The 16,130-nt window shown below is 62.9% G+C and carries 11 protein-coding genes and 1 tRNA gene; 10 read left to right on the plus strand and 2 right to left on the minus strand.

Annotation, left to right across the window (positions count from 1 at the left end; genetic code table 11):
- Window positions 1-26 precede the first annotated feature (26 nt).
- The 7 genes from H261_RS07175 (at window position 27) to H261_RS07200 (ending at window position 12,163) form a co-directional block, all read left to right on the plus strand.
- Window positions 27-1,499 (plus strand): TolC family protein, encoded by a 1,473-nt coding sequence (locus H261_RS07175; RefSeq protein WP_235062888.1) that lies wholly within the window; start codon window positions 27-29, stop codon window positions 1,497-1,499.
- Window positions 1,477-3,498 (plus strand): peptidase domain-containing ABC transporter, encoded by a 2,022-nt coding sequence (locus tag H261_RS07180; protein ID WP_008615893.1) that lies wholly within the window; start codon window positions 1,477-1,479, stop codon window positions 3,496-3,498. The genes H261_RS07175 and H261_RS07180 overlap by 23 nt, the downstream gene beginning before the upstream one ends.
- 1 nt (window position 3,499) lies before the next feature.
- Entirely contained in the window at window positions 3,500-4,885 is a 1,386-nt protein-coding gene (locus H261_RS07185; protein ID WP_008615894.1) for an HlyD family type I secretion periplasmic adaptor subunit, read from the plus strand.
- A gap of 24 nt (window positions 4,886-4,909) precedes the next feature.
- Entirely contained in the window at window positions 4,910-9,790 is a 4,881-nt protein-coding gene (locus tag H261_RS25750) for a cadherin-like domain-containing protein (RefSeq protein ID WP_008615895.1), read from the plus strand.
- Between the two features lie 280 nt (window positions 9,791-10,070).
- On the plus strand, window positions 10,071-11,054 hold the full coding sequence (locus H261_RS07195) for a tyrosine-type recombinase/integrase (RefSeq protein ID WP_008615896.1): 984 nt from the start codon (window positions 10,071-10,073) through the stop codon (window positions 11,052-11,054).
- 88 nt (window positions 11,055-11,142) lie between these two features.
- Window positions 11,143-12,027 carry a hypothetical protein gene (locus tag H261_RS24730; RefSeq protein ID WP_152426751.1) on the plus strand — a complete coding sequence of 295 codons (885 nt, stop codon included), beginning with the start codon at window positions 11,143-11,145 and terminating at the stop codon, window positions 12,025-12,027.
- Entirely contained in the window at window positions 11,942-12,163 is a 222-nt protein-coding gene (locus H261_RS07200) for a type I restriction enzyme endonuclease domain-containing protein (RefSeq protein WP_008615904.1), read from the plus strand. The genes H261_RS24730 and H261_RS07200 overlap by 86 nt, the downstream gene beginning before the upstream one ends.
- Window positions 12,164-12,174: 11 nt before the next feature.
- On the opposite strand, the gene H261_RS23270 is transcribed toward H261_RS07200, so the two are convergent.
- Window positions 12,175-13,308, minus strand: a complete 1,134-nt coding sequence (locus H261_RS23270; protein WP_161625011.1) for an ankyrin repeat domain-containing protein — start codon at window positions 13,306-13,308, stop codon at window positions 12,175-12,177.
- 393 nt (window positions 13,309-13,701) lie between these two features.
- Here H261_RS23270 and H261_RS24735 point away from each other — a divergent pair, with 393 nt between their 5' ends.
- Complete coding sequence (locus H261_RS24735; protein ID WP_152426752.1) at window positions 13,702-13,977, plus strand: hypothetical protein; 276 nt, start codon at window positions 13,702-13,704, stop codon at window positions 13,975-13,977.
- Window positions 13,978-14,150: 173 nt separating this feature from the next.
- On the opposite strand, the gene H261_RS24740 is transcribed toward H261_RS24735, so the two are convergent.
- Window positions 14,151-14,432: a hypothetical protein gene (locus H261_RS24740; RefSeq protein WP_152426753.1), complete on the minus strand. Its 282-nt coding sequence runs from the start codon at window positions 14,430-14,432 to the stop codon at window positions 14,151-14,153.
- A gap of 302 nt (window positions 14,433-14,734) precedes the next feature.
- Between H261_RS24740 and H261_RS07215 the strand changes: the two genes are divergently transcribed.
- Both H261_RS07215 and H261_RS07220 read left to right on the plus strand, forming a co-directional pair.
- Window positions 14,735-14,808 (plus strand) — tRNA-Gly (locus H261_RS07215).
- Between the two features lie 119 nt (window positions 14,809-14,927).
- Window positions 14,928-15,911: a site-specific integrase gene (locus H261_RS07220; RefSeq protein WP_040475912.1), complete on the plus strand. Its 984-nt coding sequence runs from the start codon at window positions 14,928-14,930 to the stop codon at window positions 15,909-15,911.
- Window positions 15,912-16,130: the final 219 nt, after the last annotated feature.

The following is a 16,130-nucleotide window of genomic DNA, read 5'->3' on the forward strand; positions in this document are numbered from 1 at the left end:
TGCGAATTGTCCCAAGGGGTCTGGTGTTGCCGGGTCGGACGAAGTTCAGGAATGCGGTTCTGGGGGTGGGTGCGGCGGCCATGCTGTCGGCGTGTTCCGTCATGCCCGAGGATCTGGCCGAGATTCGCCAAGACATCAGCAGCCACGCCGAATCCCTGCCGCAAGAGGTGCTGAAGCGGCCGCTTTCGGTGGAGGACGCCGTGGCGCTGGCCGTGGCCCACAATCTGGACGCCAGGGTCAAGTCGCTGGAGGAGGCGCTGGCCGCCGGCAAGGCCGACCTGTCGCTGTTCGCCATGCTGCCCGAGCTGGCGGCCAAGGGGAACTGGTCCAAGCGCGGCCCCAGGAAGGCCACCACCTCCAAGGACCTCAGCACCGGCACCGTGGCCAATTACAGCACCGGCGAGGACAGAATCAGCCGCACCGGCGACCTGACCGCCTCGTGGAATTTGGTGGATTTCGGCATCGCCCTGGTGCGCGCCGACCAGGAGGAGGACAAGATGGTCCTGGCGGCGGAAAAGCGCCGCCGCGCCCAGCACCTGCTGATCCAGGACGTCCAGGCCGCCTACTGGAAGGCGGTGATCAACGAATTCGCCAACCGCAAATACGCCTCGCTGGAGGCCCGGCTGGTCAAGTCGGTGGAGGACGCCGAGACCGCCGAGCGCACCAAGGTGGGCGACCCCATGCAGATGCTGGGGCACCAGCGCGCCATCGTTGATACCATGCGCCAGATCGCCGAACTGCAGCGCCAGACCTCGACCGCCAAGGCCGATCTGGCCGGGCACATGGGGGTGCCGTCGTCCGGCGCCTTCGAACTGGCCGAGTTGAAGGACGATTCCTTCCTGTCGGTGGAGGACCCGGACCTGAGCGTCGAGGCCATGGAGGCCACCGCCCTGGCCAACCGGCCGGAACTGAAGACCGAGGAGGTGCAGTTCCGCATCGACCGCGACGATATCCGCACCGAACTGCTGAAGACCCTGCCGGGCATCGGCCCGTTCATGGGTGGCCACTACGATTCCAACAGCTACATCAAGTACAACGCCTGGGCCGACGCCGGCACCCACATGGCCTGGAACCTGGTGGATATCCTGACGGCGCCCAAGCGCATCGGCAACGCCCAGACCGTCGCCGAGACCACCCGCGCCCGGCGCCTGGCCATGGGCATGGCGGTGCTGACCCAGGTGCACGTGGCCGACATCCAGGTCCGCCACGCGCTCAAGGAATACCGCCTGACCGAGCAGATGGCCGCCATCGACCGTCGCATCACCGGGCTGGCCGCCAAGTCCAAGCAGGCGGGCAGCGGCAGCGCCATGGAGGAGATCAAGGCCGAGGCCTCGGCCATGCTGTCGACGCTGCGCCGTTTCATCCTGTATTCCGACCTGCAGGGGGCCAAGGCCCGCCTCAAATCGGCCCAGGGCATCGACCATGTGCCGCCGTCGGACACCTTCACCGATACGCCGCCGCCGGAGAGCACCGCCGATGCTGCCCCTCAGGCCGGTTGAGCTGGAGGGACTGGACGACAAGGCCCTGGCGGTCTCGGCCTGCCTGCGCGCCATGGGCCACGCGGTGGCGGCGACGGCGCTCAAGGATTCCTACCGCATGGCCACCGCCGACGGCGCCGAGGCGCCGTGGATCGCCACGCTGTCGCGCTACGGCTTCGCCGCCCATGTGGAGGACGGGGTCAATCCCGCCCGGCTGGGCGCCGACCTGTTCCCCTGCGTGGTTCTCGGCCCCGGCGAGCCGCGCGCCCTGGTGATGGCCCCCGCCGAGGGGGCGTCGTGCCGCATGCTGTTCCTGCGGCCCCGTCTGGACCGCGAGGCCTCGGCCCTGCCGACCTCGTGGCCGGCGCTGCTGGCCTCGTGGCGGCCCATGGTGATGCGGGCCGGGCTGGCCGGCATGCTGGCCAACGTCCTGGCGCTGGCCGCCCCCATCTTCTCGGCCCAGGTCTACGACCGGGTGCTGCCCCACGGTCTGCTGGATTCGCTGCTGGCCATGGTGCTGATGTTCCTGGGCGCCGCCCTGTTCGAGCAGGTGTTCCGCCGCCTGCGCGCCCTGTTCGTCGAGGACGCCCTGCACGAGGGCAACATCCGCCTGGCCATGGACATGCATCGCCGCATCCTGGAGACCCGCTTCGACGGGGCGGCGGCGCCCAGCGGCCACCTGATGCGCCTGCTGCAGGATTTCGATTCCATCCGCGACGGGCTGGGGGCGGCGGCGGTGTCGCTGCTGGCCGACCTGCCGTTCATGCTGCTGTTCCTGCTGGGCCTGTTTCTTTGCGACCCGCTGATCGCCCTGGCGGTGCTGGGGCTCAACCTGCTGGTCTCGGGAGGAACCCTGCTGGCCATCCATCGCCAGCGCCTGCTCTACAAGGAATTGTCGGGGGCCGCCACCCACCGGGCCCAGGCGGCGCAGGAATCCTTTTCCGATCCCGAGACGGTGCGGCGCGTCGGCGCCGGGGCCTATCTCCAGGCCCGCTTCCGCCACGGCACGGCACTCTATGCCGCCACGGCGCGGGCCATCCGCACCCTGTCGGCGGCGCGCGGCAACATTTCCATGCTGGCCCAGAACCTGGCGCTGCTGATGGCGGTGGGCCTGGGGGCGTGGCGGGCGGTGGAGGGCGGCATGAGCGCCGGGGTGATCCTGGCCGCCACCATGCTGGCCACCCGCTTCACCGGCGCCGCCATGCAGATGGTCTCGGTGGTGCCCCAGGTGCAGTCGGCGGTGGCCTCGCTGGAGGCGCTGCGCACCGTTACCGGGCGGCCCACCGAGCGGCCCACCGGCTCGGCCCTGATCCACCGGCCGGTGTCGCGCGGCGGCCTGATGGTCGAGGCGGTGACCGCCCGCTATCCCGGCGCCTTCAATCCGGCGCTGGACTCCATCACCCTGGAACTGGAGGCCGGCGGCCGGCTGGCGGTGGTCGGGCCGTCGGGATCGGGCAAGACCACCCTGGAAAAGGTGCTGTCGGGCATCATCCGCCCGGCCGCGGGCCGGGTGCTGCTGGACGGCGTCGACATCGCCCTGGTCGACCCCGCCGATCTGCGCCGCCATATGGCGGTGTGCCCGCAGACCCCGCCGCTCTATTCCGGCACCTTGCGCAACAATCTGTGCTTCGACGGGCTGGTCCCGGACGAGCAGATGATCGCCATGATGAACACCCTGGGGGCGGGCGGCATCATGCCCATGGGCATGGGCCTGGACTTCCAGGTGGCGGAGGGCGGCCGCAACCTGTCGGGCGGCCAGCGCCAGATCGTCGCCCTGGCCCGCACCCTGCTGCGCGGCGCGCCGTTGACCATTCTGGACGAGCCCACCGCCTTCCTGGACGAGGCCTCGGAAAAGCGGGCCATCGCCGGCATCCATCAGGCCGTCGGCGTCCGCTCGCTGGTGGTCATCTCGCACCGCCCGGCGGTGGTGGCCCTGGCCGCCGGGGTGGCGCGGCTGGACAAGGGCAGGCTGCTGGACGTCACCCGCCGCCCGGCGGCGCCGGCGGGAGGGGGAGCCTGAGATGGCCGCCGATCCCATGGACCCGTTCCGCTCGCCCATCCACGGCATCGCCCCCCGGCTGACGCCGCCCTCCGCCTCGTGGCTGCTGGTCTGGTCGGCCCTGGCCTTCATGGGGCTGGCCGGCGCCTCCGCGGTCCTGGAGATCGACGAGGTGGTGACCGCCCAGGCCCGCATCGAACCCTCAAGCCAGGTGCGCCACGTCCAGCATTTCGAGGGCGGCACCATTTCCGAGGTGCTGGTGCACGAGGGCACCCTGGTGGCCGAGGGCGACGTGCTGGTCCGCCTGATCAACAGCCAAGGCGCCGGTGACCTGGCCGACAAGCGGGCCCGCTGGTCCGCCTATCAGGCCCGGGCCGCCCGGCTGCGCGCCGACCTGGACAACGTCGCCGACATCAAGTGGCCGCGTGACGTGGAGATCGACGCCGAGACCAGAAAGCGCGAATCGGCGATTCATGCCGAGCGCCTGTCCCACCGCGCCCAACAGGCCACGGTGATCTCGCGCGAGATCGAGCGCCGCCGCCGCGAGGTGGTGGAGACCGAGACCAAGTCCACCGGCCTCGGCCGCGCCCAGGCCAAGGGCGTCGAGGAGATGCGCATCAAGAAGAAGGCCTATGATTCCGGCGTGGTCGGCAACCAGGAGATCGTCAAGCTGGAGCGCGAGCAGTTGATGCTCGACACCGAGGTCTCGACGGCGCGCGAATCCATCTCGCGCCTCAAGGCCCAGATGAGCGAGGCCGAGGCCCGCCTGTCGGAATTCGAGAAGGGCTGGCGGGCCGGCGTGCTGGACGAGATCGGCAAGGTGGAGGCCGAGCTGTCGGCCCTGAAGGCCACCATGGAGGTGGCCACCGACCGGGAATCCCGCTCGGAAATCCGCTCGCCGGTCAGGGGCATCGTCAAGATGAGTGCCATCGCCAGCGTGGGGCAGGTGGCCAAGCCCGGCGACACCTTGATGGACATCGTGCCCCTCGACGATGCCCTGGTGGTCGAGGCCAAGGTGCCGCCCCAGGATATCGGCCACCTGCGCCCCGGCCTGCCCGCCTCGGTACGGCTGTCGGCCTACGATCAGTTCCGCTTCGGCGCGCTTTCCGGCAAGGTGATGATGGTGGGCGCCGATTCCTTCGAGGAAACCAAGGGCAATGCCACGCTGACCTATTACAAGGTGCAGATTCACGCCGACAAGGTGGCGCTGACTGATGCCAAGGGGGTGGCTTGGCCGGTGCGCTCGGGCATGGCGGGAACCGCCTCCATCGTCATCGGCGCCAAGTCCATCTTACGTATGGTTCTCGATCCGCTGCTGCGCAACGACATGATTTTTTCATTGAATTCGTTCAAAGTGAAATGGCCGGGCGGCTTCGGGGAACCCAGAACGGGAAGCGGAGCACAGTGATGGCCGGCGTTTGGGATTGGTGCCATGTACATTGATCCGTCACAGGTCCCGGCGGCGAAGAACCTCGCCACGCCGGTCGCCGACATCCAGGATGCCGCCGACAAGCCGGCCGGCAATGTGGTGATCGGCAAGGTGGACAAGCTCCAGGGTGACGCCTGGATCGTCCGCAACGGCCAGGAGGCACCCGCCCAGATCGGCGCGCCGCTGGTGCAGGGCGATTCCGTCAAGACGTCGTCGGGTTCACAGATCTCCCTGGTCTTCGCCGACCGCTCCACCTTCGTGCTGAAGGACCAGGGGCTGGTCGGTCTGGACGAGTTCTCCTACAACCCCGCCACCAAGACCGGCAAGGAAACCTTGCTGGTGGCCAAGGGCAGCTTCAGCTTCGTGTCGGGCGACATCGCCAAGACCCAGCCCGACGCCGCCCGCCTCGCCACCCCGGTGATGAGCCTGGGCATCCGCGGCACCACCGTGGCCGGTGCCGTGGGCGCCGACGGCAATACCACCGTGGCCCTGTTGCCCGATCCCGGCTCTAACTTTGTCGGCGAGGTGGCGGTCAGCGCGCTGGGCGGCGGCGGTGGAAGCTTCACGCTCAATTCCGCCGGGTCGGGCATCGTCGGCGCCACCTCGGGCGGTTCGTGGTCGGTGTCGGCCAATGCCGGCGCCGCCGTGGCCGCCATCGCCCCCGCGCCCGCGCCGCCGCCCGCCACGGCGCCGAGCCTGCCCGCCGCTCCGGCGGGGACGGGGGGCAAGGGTGGGGGAGGCGCGACCGGTAATCCGGGCGGAGATGGCGGCACGACCGATGTGCAGTTGCCGCCGCCGCCGCCGCCGCCGCCGCCACCGCCGCCACCTCCGCCGCCGCCACCACCACCTCCTCCGCCGCCGCCTCCACCGCCGCCGCCGCCGCCAGTATCGGTGGCGCCGCCGCCGAACGATAAACCGACGGCGTCGCCCGTCACCTTGTCGGGGAGCACGTCCGGAACGACGGTCACCATTACGTTCGAGACGCTGCTGTCCACGGCCAGCGACAAGAACAATGACGCTCTGTTCATCAAGGCCGGTTCATTCACCAGCAGCCAGGGAGCCTTTTCCAACGAGACGGCCACCTCCGTCGATTTCACGCCGAATGCCGGCTACTCGGGTACGGCAACTATCAGCTACGTCATCACCGATAAAAGACCGGGCGGCGAGATCACAAACACCGCCAGCTCGACGGTAGCCATCGGAACCATGGTCACCACTTCGGGCGTCGACACCTATGACGGCGGCGCGGGGGCCAATAATTACGAGACGGCGGTGGCCAATTTCACCGCCGGGGACAGCATCGCCGATACGGGGGCCAGCGGCACCGACACCCTGACCGTCACCGATGCCGGCACCCTCGACCTGGCGGCCGGGACGGTCACCGGAATCGATGTCCTGGCCCTGGCGGCGGGTGGCAACACGGTGATTCTCGGCGGCGGCGCCAATCCGCAGCAATTCACCACCATCGTCGGCGGCGCCGGCACCGACGTCATCCGGCAGGCGGACGGCGGCGGCGCCTTCGACCTGACCGGCATCGTCCTGACCTCGGTGGAAAGCATCGCCACCGGCACCGGCACCTCGTCCATCACCTTCGACGACGTGTCCGCCGCCGGAGCCGGCGTGGTGGTGGACAGCGCCTCGAGCGACGGCGATTCCGTCACCTTCTACCAGACCGTGGCGGGGACGCTGGACATCAGCGGCAAGACCATCACCAATTTCGAGGGCATCATCCTCGATGGCTCGACCTCTTCGGGCAACGTGGTCCTGGTCGGCGGCGCCCAGGCGGCGACCATCATCGGCGGCAGCGGCAACGACACCCTGACCGGCGGCGCGGGGGTCGATTCATTCACCGGCAGCCTGGGTGACGACGTGATCCACGGCGCGTCCGGCGACGCCCTGATGGATGGCGGCGGCGGCACCGGCGACGTCCTGTCCGTCGATGCCGTCAACTTCGATGATGTCAACGACGGCCAGATCGCCAATATCGAAACCGTCAACATCACCAGCGCCTCGACGGCGGGGCAGTGGTTCAAGTTCGACAACCAGAGTGACGGCTTCACCATCAATGTCACCAGCAGCCAGAACGTCACCGTTCAGGGCAGCCAGGGCAACGACATCGTCAACGGCGGCAATGCCGGCGAGTATCTGTGGGGCGACGGCGGCAACGACACCATCACCGGCGGCCAGGGCAACGACACCATCCTCGGCGCCGCCGGAACCGACGTGGCGGTGTTCAACAACAATGCCCAGGATTATTCCTACACCTTGAGCGGCACGACCATCACGGTGGCGGCGCAATCGGGCACCGACGGGACCGACAAGGTCGATACGGTGGAGACCCTGCGCTTCGCCGATGGCGACGTGGCGGTGACCACCAATGCCGGCGTCGCCGTCTCGGCGATGAATTTCTCCACCGTCACCGGCAGCATTACGGTCGACGCCTCGGCGCTCACCACCGCCCTGACTCTGACCGGCAGCAACGGCGCCGATACCTTCACCGGCGGATCGGGAGCCGATTCCTTCCTGGGTGGCCTGGGCGACGACGTGATCTACGGGGCCAGCAACGACGCCGTCATGGATGGCGGCGGCGGCACCGGCGACGTCCTGTCCATCGGCGCGGTGAATTTCGAGGATGGTCTGGGCGCCAACGGTCAGATCGTCAACATCGAGACCATCAACCTCACCAACGCCACCACGGCGGGCCAGTGGTTCAAGTTCGACGACCAGAACGACGGCTTCACTATCAACATCACCTCCACCGCCACCGTCACCGTCCAGGGCAGCCAGGGCAACGACGTGATCAACGGCGGCAATGGGGGCGAGTATCTGTTCAGCGACCAGGGCAACGACACGGTCTATGGCGGGCAGGGCAACGACGTGATCGACGCCGGCGCCGGAACCAACGTGGTGGGGTTCTCGGGGGCGGCCTCCAACTACGCCATCAGCCTGTCGTCCTCCACCTTGACCGTGGCGGCGCAAAGCGGCAGCGACGGCACCGACACGGTGACCAACGTCCAGACCCTGCGCTTTTCCGACCGTGACCTGAGCTATGCCGGCGGCACCCTGACCGCCACCTCGTCCGCCGACACCCTGATCGTGGGCAGCGGCCTGACCGTGGTGGACCTGGGCGACGGCAACGACAAACTGACCACCGATTTCGCCTCGCTGAGCGCCGGACTGTCGGTGCTGGGCGGTCTCGGCACCGACCAGCTGGTGGTCAGCGACGCCATGGGCAGCACCATTTCCATGGCCGCCATCACCGGTGTGGAGATGGTGACCCTATCGTCTTCCACCGTCGCTACCCAATTGCTGGATATTTCCTCGGACGTGACCAGCGCCGACATCAAGGTGGTCGATGCCTCGGCCGCCAACGGCATCGTCAAGGTCTACGGCACGTCCCGGTCCGCCGACCTGACCCTGACCGGCGGCGCCGGGAGCGACAGCCTCTATGGCGGCGGCGGCGGCGACACCCTGGTCGGCGGCAGCGGTTCCAACATCCTCGACGGCGGCAGCGGAACGGATGTGGCCAGCTATGCCTCCATGGGGGCCGGGATCACCGCCACCATCAGCGGAGCCGCGGCCACCGTGGTGCATTCCGGCGGGACCGACACGGTGACCAATGTGGAGGTGTTGACCGGCAGTACCTACGGCGACAGCGTTTCCATCAATGGAACGGTGGCCGGAACCTTCGCGGGGGGCGGCGGGACCGATCACGTCACCCTGACGGCCAGTCCCACCGCCAATCTCACCATCGGCAATTCCAGCGGCAACGGCGCCATGACGCTGGACATTGCCGGGCGCACGGCGGATTCCGTGGTGCGCGACATGGCCTGGAGCGGCTCGGACATGGTGCTGACCTTCGATGGCGGCGGCACCGTGACCAATGTCGGCAACGCCCTCAACGGCGTGGTCGATCCCTTGGACGGGAGCACCCGCTATATCGTCGGAGAGGGCGGCGCCACCACGGCGGGTACCGATTACATCGTGGTCGGCAAGGCCTCCGACACCTCGCTGACCGGCAACAGCGGCGACGACCTCCTGCTCTGGCACAGCGGCAACGCCACCCTGACCGGCGGCGGCGGCACCGATACCGCCGATTTCGGCCATGCCTCGGGCGCGGTGGTCGCCAACCTCTATTCCGGCACCACGGCGGTGATCGGCGGGTCCGAGACCGTACACCTGCAATCCGCCTTCACCGAGATTCGCGGCGGCGATTACAACGACACCCTGACCGCCGGAACCGGCGCCACCACCCTGATGGGCGGTGACGGCAGCAACGTGCTCGACGGCAGCCAAAGCACCTCGGCCACCGCCTCCTATCGCGACCAGCTGGCGGGCGTCACCGTGAGCCTTTCCAGCGGCACCGCCATCCATGGGGCCGGAACCGATACACTGACCGGCATTTCCAACGTCGTCGGCTCGGACTTCAACGATTCCATCACCGGCAGCGATGCCGGGGCCAACTATCTGGACGGCGGCTTCGGCGCCAACATCCTGACCGGCGGTACCGGCGCGGCGGTCGATACCTTCGTCCTGCATTCCTCCGCCGACGCCACCGCCACCCAGACCATCACCGACTTCGAGGTGGGGACGGACCATCTGGCGCTGTCCGACCGCGAATTCGATCTGGGCAGCAGCGGCACCCTGACCACCGGGACCACCGGCGCCACCTATGCCGAGGGCACCACCACCATCTCCGGCGCGGCCCAGGATTTCGGCGACGCCAATGCCGGCATCGTCGCCATCGACAATGGCGGCAATGTGGAATTGTGGCACACCACCGACATGAGTGCCGCCGACAGCACCAATTCCCATCTGGTCGGAACCCTGAACGGCGTCAATACCAGCGCGCTGGACAATACCAGCTTCCATCTGGCCGTCTGAGATCCGTCCCGCCGCCGCCAAGAGGGGTTGCCTGCGGCCGGAGCATCTGGCACTTTCTGGCAACGGAGCCGTCGGCGGGCTTGCGCCCAAGCCGTCCGCCCCTTATGTTTTGCGCCTCGGCGCGGGTGTAGCTCAATGGTAGAGCAGAAGCTTCCCAACCCAACCTAAAGTAGCAATTTTCCTTCAGCGATATCAATGACTTAGCCCTGGACTGAACGCCAAGGCAGAGTTATCTCGACCGCCTTTACCACTCTGACGAGTAAAGAGGCGGCGAAACGGTATGGCAAACATCCGCAAGCGTGGCGATAGCTGGCAAGCCAAAGTTCAACGCAAAGGCATGCCGGTTCTTTACCAAACCTTCGCCAAAAAATCCGACGCGGCAGTTTGGGCACGGCAGATTGAAGCGTCCATTGACCGTGGCGAAACGCCCGACGAGGTCGGGCCGATGGCGACCACCACATTTGGCGAACTGATTGCCCGTTACCAAGCGGAAGTGACCGTCACGAAGCGAAGTGCCCGCCAGGAGAATTACCGCATGAAGCGGTTCCTGGCCCACCCCATGAGCAAGCTTCACCTGAAGGATTTGACCACCGGTGTCTTTGCGGGATACCGCAATGAACGGTCAAAGTCATGCGGCCCCCAGCAGGTTCGCCACGAGTTAAATCTGATGGGCCACATCATCCGCACCGCCACCATTGACTGGGATTTTCCATTTGGCAAAAACCCCGTCGACCTTATCCGCAAGCCCAAGATTCCGCCGGGAAGGACGCGGCGATTGATACCGGGCGAGTTGGAAAAGATGCGGGAGGGGATGGAGAAGTCCGAATCCACCTACTTGATCCCGATGATCGAGTTCGCCATAGAAACCGCCATGCGGCGTGGTGAAATCTTGGGTTTGGAATGGCGGAACTTCAATTTCCGCACCAATACGGTTCTGCTGCCAATGACCAAGAACGGCCATCCCCGCACCGTGCCGTTGAGCAGCAAAGCGATGGACATCATCCGCTCACGGTTTGGGTTGGATGATAAGCGGGTGTTCGCAGTGACCGAAACTGCAGTTCGGCTGGCGTTTGACCGGTTGATGGACAGGATCAGAATTGACGATCTGCACTTCCACGACCTGCGGCACGAAGCCATCACCCGTTTGTTCGAGCGTGGCCTGACCGTGCCGGAAGTGGCGTTGATCAGCGGCCACCGGGAATACCGGATGTTGACCCGCTACACGCATATTTCGCCGGAAGAGTTGGTAAAGAAGCTGGGCTAAATCAGGCAAAATACCTTGCGGCACCTCAACCGTTGGCTCATAACCTTTTTAAGGGTAATGCAACGGCTATGGCCAATTGGGGGGTGCTGTGGATCGGGCAAACATTGCACTGCGTGCACAAGACTTCCACGAGGGCTTGCGAAGCCTGCGTGCCTATGGTCCGAAAGAAGCATACCTACGTAACACGCTTCTCATTGGTAAGACGGCGACGCTGGCAAGCCATATCAAAGGCATCGACTATATTGAGAACAGCGAAGCTTTATACGGCCTCGCAGCCGAGCTTGGCATTAACGGTACGGAACTTGAGGTCGTTCTACGGACCCTTGAGGAAGCAGATTTTGCCCGCATTGTTGGGTCGGCCAGCAACTTCACCCGAATTGAGCTGAGGGTTCCCGAACTCCGAAATAGTTATGAAGAACTAGGTGAGCAGTGGCTTAGGAGAAATCCTGGGGAATTAGAAGTAGCTGCGGTGTCAGTGCTTGATCAAGTTGTTTCCGTCCCTAAAGAGAAATCTGCTTTCCAAAGGGACTTTGGCTTGGATGCGGAAAAGCTCAAATTGCTCGTTGAGCTTGGTGCAAACGGTGGGCTCATTGACGAGTTTTCGTCAGACGATGGTGAGGTGTTCCTTTACTCGCCCCTTACCATGGAGGAGTCCCCTCAGGCCGTCGTTGAGGTGTGCAAAAGGTTTGGTCAAACGGATATCGCCACGACGCTGAATGCCATTCGTGGGCAGCAAGGCGTCCCTTTAAGCTTAGTGAAGGACAAGTCTGCAGAGATTGCCAGCGTAGGAGTTCGGTCTGGCTTGTTCTGCCCGGTAGAAATTGAGATGAATGGGCATGATTATACGTTCTTGTTCACGCCCAGGGGAAACCTAACGAGGGAAGAACGTGGGCGACGACATCTTGAAGGAGATTGCCCGCCAACTGACGGATTTCCTGCGGACCAACCTATCTGTGGACTGGTCGGTGCGTGAAACCGTGCGGGCCAAAATGCGTGGCCGGATTAAAATTATCTTGAGACGCTACAAGTACCCGCCTGACCTTGAGGCCCGTGCCATTGAATTGGTACTGAAGCAGGCCGAAGCCATTTCGGAAACCTGGATGGCGTGATACAGGGTTTCTCAATATCCAATGATGAAAGCCGCATCGACATTGACCTCATTTCCATACTGGAAAAACGCGGTCAATCGGCTCACCACCCGCTCAAAGACCCGTTGGCGGTTGCCGTTTTCACTTTTCCGGATCTTCGGCACGATGATGATCAGATAATTTGCATCAGGGCAGATATGGCACTTCCATAGATCCAGCAGGTCCATGTTGTTGGCGAGCGTCTTGCCGCGTTCCACCTCGACCAACATACCGCCACCGTTTCGGCAGGGCTTAAAATAGTCCGGCCGAAGGTTCTTCGCATCGTAAGCGGCGAACAGACCCGTCTTTTCACTGCTGAACCCGCTATCTTTAAGGTGCGGCAGCAAGATGTCCTGTACAACTTGGCTTGCCACGCCCAGGGCATTGGCCCCTACCAGCTTTGATGCGATGTCGGGCTGGGCAATGTGGTCCACGATGCCATCCGCAACCCAATAAGCTTCCTCGTAGCTTGGCAGGTTCGGGATGCCGACTTTGCTGAGAATGCAAAATGCGGGGGTTTGGTCGCCAGAAGCCATTCCCGTCATCACCTGGATAATGCGGTCGGCGTAGACGACATGACCGCGTTCAGATCCATCTGCCACACGGCACCATGATTCGACGGAAAGGCAGTCGTTTTGGTCCTCGGGAAACCAGTAGGAAAAGCCGCCATACATTCCCGGTACGGCAAACCAGGTCTTCGTTCCCCGGTTCAATTCGGTAAGGCATTCAAGCATCGGCAGTCTGAGGCGACCGGCATCGACCAACGCATTTGCTCGGCCCCGGATAAGCCGGTGAAGTTGCCCTTCAATGCGGGACAAAATTTCGGGATGGATAACGACCCGGTGTTCCGGTGCCAATGCCTTTTCCATCTCAACATGCCCCTTACGCCGGGCGACATCTTGAGCAGTTTCGCCTTCCTGCGTTTTCAGCGTGCGTGAGGCCCCAAGATTCAACAACCGTTGGACAACCGCTTCAGGAGCACCCGCGTAAGCCGCTTGATGCAGCGGCGTATAATGTGAAGCTCCACCGGGCCGAATGGCATTGACCAGTTCCGGGGCATCGGTGAGAAGGGCGAACAATTTATCCCAATCCGCATTTTTGGCGGCATCGGCCAGTTCGTGTCTCATGGCCAGTGCTTCGGCGTTGGTCTTCCGGTACGCCCATAACGCCATCCCAATATGCTTGATCGGTAATCATGTTTCCCCTTCCGACGAACCTGCAACCTCGTGCCGCTAAGTGCATACAGAGACCATACTCCAATTCGCCTATTGGGTTCAGGGGTCATGATGAAGGGCGGGCTATTTGAGGGACAGGAGCACGCTCGGAAGCACAGGTTATCATCGTGGGCTTGAAGTAGCTAAATGCAGTTGAAGAAATATTAATAGTGAATTTTGACATTAAACCATTCAACAATGTATAAATACAAATACGCAACATCACATGAGGCGTTAATGAAATAATCATTCAAGGAAAAACTTATTATGAAACAAAATAGACTTATACGACAAGATGCAGCCGCAATGCTTGACCGCATCCGCGAAAGACAGCTTGGGGCAGCGGACTTTGGTCGCACCATTGACACCAGTAGGCTTGCTGCTCCATCTAACCCTGATATTCATAATCAAATTCATAATCATAATCAGGGTTACGGTGAACCCGTTGTTCCACCCAAAAATGAAGGAACTCAAGGGATTCAGGGCTTATGCCCATCTCATATTCAGGGTTACAACCTCAATTCGCTCAATGAAGAAAGAGTATGCGGGATGGGCGGGGGCCATCGCCAGTATCGTTCATAGCCAAGGTTGGCGGGCGTATGGTTCGCCATCCCAAGGCGGCGGCTACTTCATCGCCCTAACACACCCTTATGTTCCCGAAAACTTGCCGATAGACCCTGGTATTGATGGCTGGCACCGCCTCAGCCTGGAAGACCTGTTGGACTTCATCGGGGATGAGCCGCTGGATAATGCTATCAAGCTAAACGACCCAGCGGCACTGCCGACAATTCAACTTCCCCACCCGCACTGAACTGGGTCTGCATTACGGCGAATGCGTAGCGTTCCCTGTCACTGGGGCGGCGTGCACGAAGTTTGGCGACTTCATCGGGTGTCGGGCTACGCCATTCATCCTGCCCAGCAACGGGCATTGCCAGAAACCCTGATGCCACCTTGATGGCATCCCGAAAATCACCCGCCCGAACGATGCAAAACGGGGATTGGTTGTAATCCACTGCGAACAACACGGACTGTGCCATACCGACCTCCAGAACGATAACGAACCCATGTTCGTGATTTGTTCCTTGTTCGTCAAGGGCGTTCTAATTAACCCTTCCCGGAAAATTGAAGGCACAGTCGCCCGGTCGGTTATGGTCAGCGTGGCCGAAACCGTGTTCGTGCCACGATTGGGGCGGGGGAAGGGAATCTAACCCTCGGCGGAAGCTTAAAAAAGCCGCCACTCTTCTGCCACTCCGAATGCCGGACTTGCCTAAAAACGGGCATCTGGCATAATGCCGGTCCCCACGCAGGAATGGCTGTTTTCAGCCATTTCCACGATAGGGCGGGTGTAGCTCAATGGTAGAGCAGAAGCTTCCCAAGCTTACGACGAGGGTTCGATTCCCTTCACCCGCTCCAAGCCTTTTTCGCTGATATATCAACACGATAGCCGGTAACGGTTTTCAGCGAAGTGTGCCTAAAACCCCCCAAAATCACCCTTTTGGTCCAATTTTGGTCCAGTCAGGGGGTGATTGCGTTTGGCAACTATCAGAAAACACGGCAAAAAATGGCAGGCTTTGGTCCGCCGTTCTGGGCAAAAAACCGTCTCCCAGACCTTTTCCAAAAAGGTTGATGCGGTCGCTTGGTCGAAGTCCATCGAGGCGAATCTCGATATAGCCGAGCATCCCCATCATGTGATCGAATTGGCGACCACCACGCTCTCCGACCTCATTGAACGGTATCGAGATACGGTCACCCCAACCAAGAAATCTGCATACCAGGAACGGTATCGGTTGGAGCGGCTGCTGCGGCATCCGGTCACCAAGCTCACCCTGGATCGCCTCACGACCGGGGTGTTCGCCAGCTACCGCGACGAAAGGCTCAAGAGCGTTGGATCGCAGCAGGTGCGGCATGACCTGTTGGCTTTCGGGGTAATCCTGCGAACTGCCCGCCTGGATTGGGATGTTCCGTTGAAAGAGGTGTGCCTCGACGCAGTTCGGAAACCAAAAATGCCGCCGTCGCGGGATCGTCGGCTCTATCCCGGTGAATATGAAGCCCTTCGGGAAGCTGCGGCTGCTGGAAACACCCAATACATCTGGGATGTAATCGATTTCGCGTTGGAAACCGCCATGCGGCAGGCGGAAATCATCGGACTGGAATGGAAGCACATCAACTTTCGCGGCAAGATCGCCTTCCTGCCGATGACCAAGAACGGCTTTTCCCGTGAGGTGCCGCTGACCACCAGAGCGGTCGGCATATTGGGCGAACATGCTGCTGCCAAGCTGGAGGCACCCTTCCCTTACAGCATCAGGATGGTCCAATTCGCGTGGTCGAAAACGATCCATCGGGCTGGAATTGACGATCTCCATTTCCATGACCTACGCCATGAAGCCATTTCCAGACTGTTCGAAAAAGGGTTGTCGATTCCTGAAACGGCGGTTGTATCGGGACATCGGGATTTTCGGATGCTGGCTCGATACACCCATCTCCGTGCCGCCGATGTCGGGCGGAAGCTCGACTGACCGATGAGCGACCCGCAAGCGGGTCGTCAGTCCTGATGTGGCTGCATATCGCGTGAGCGAATGCCGCCTTACATCAGGACGTGGTTTGGCGATTCCATGTTGATGAGGTGCAGCAGGCAATAGGCTGTCGGTCATTGTCGATGTAGGGTCGAACCAGGGCGATCAAACTTCGCTGAAAACCGTTACCGGCTATCGTGTTGATATATCAGCGAAAAAGGC

The sequence above is a fragment of the Paramagnetospirillum caucaseum genome, assembly GCF_000342045.1.
GTDB classification, from domain to species: Bacteria; Pseudomonadota; Alphaproteobacteria; order Rhodospirillales; family Magnetospirillaceae; genus Phaeospirillum; species Phaeospirillum caucaseum.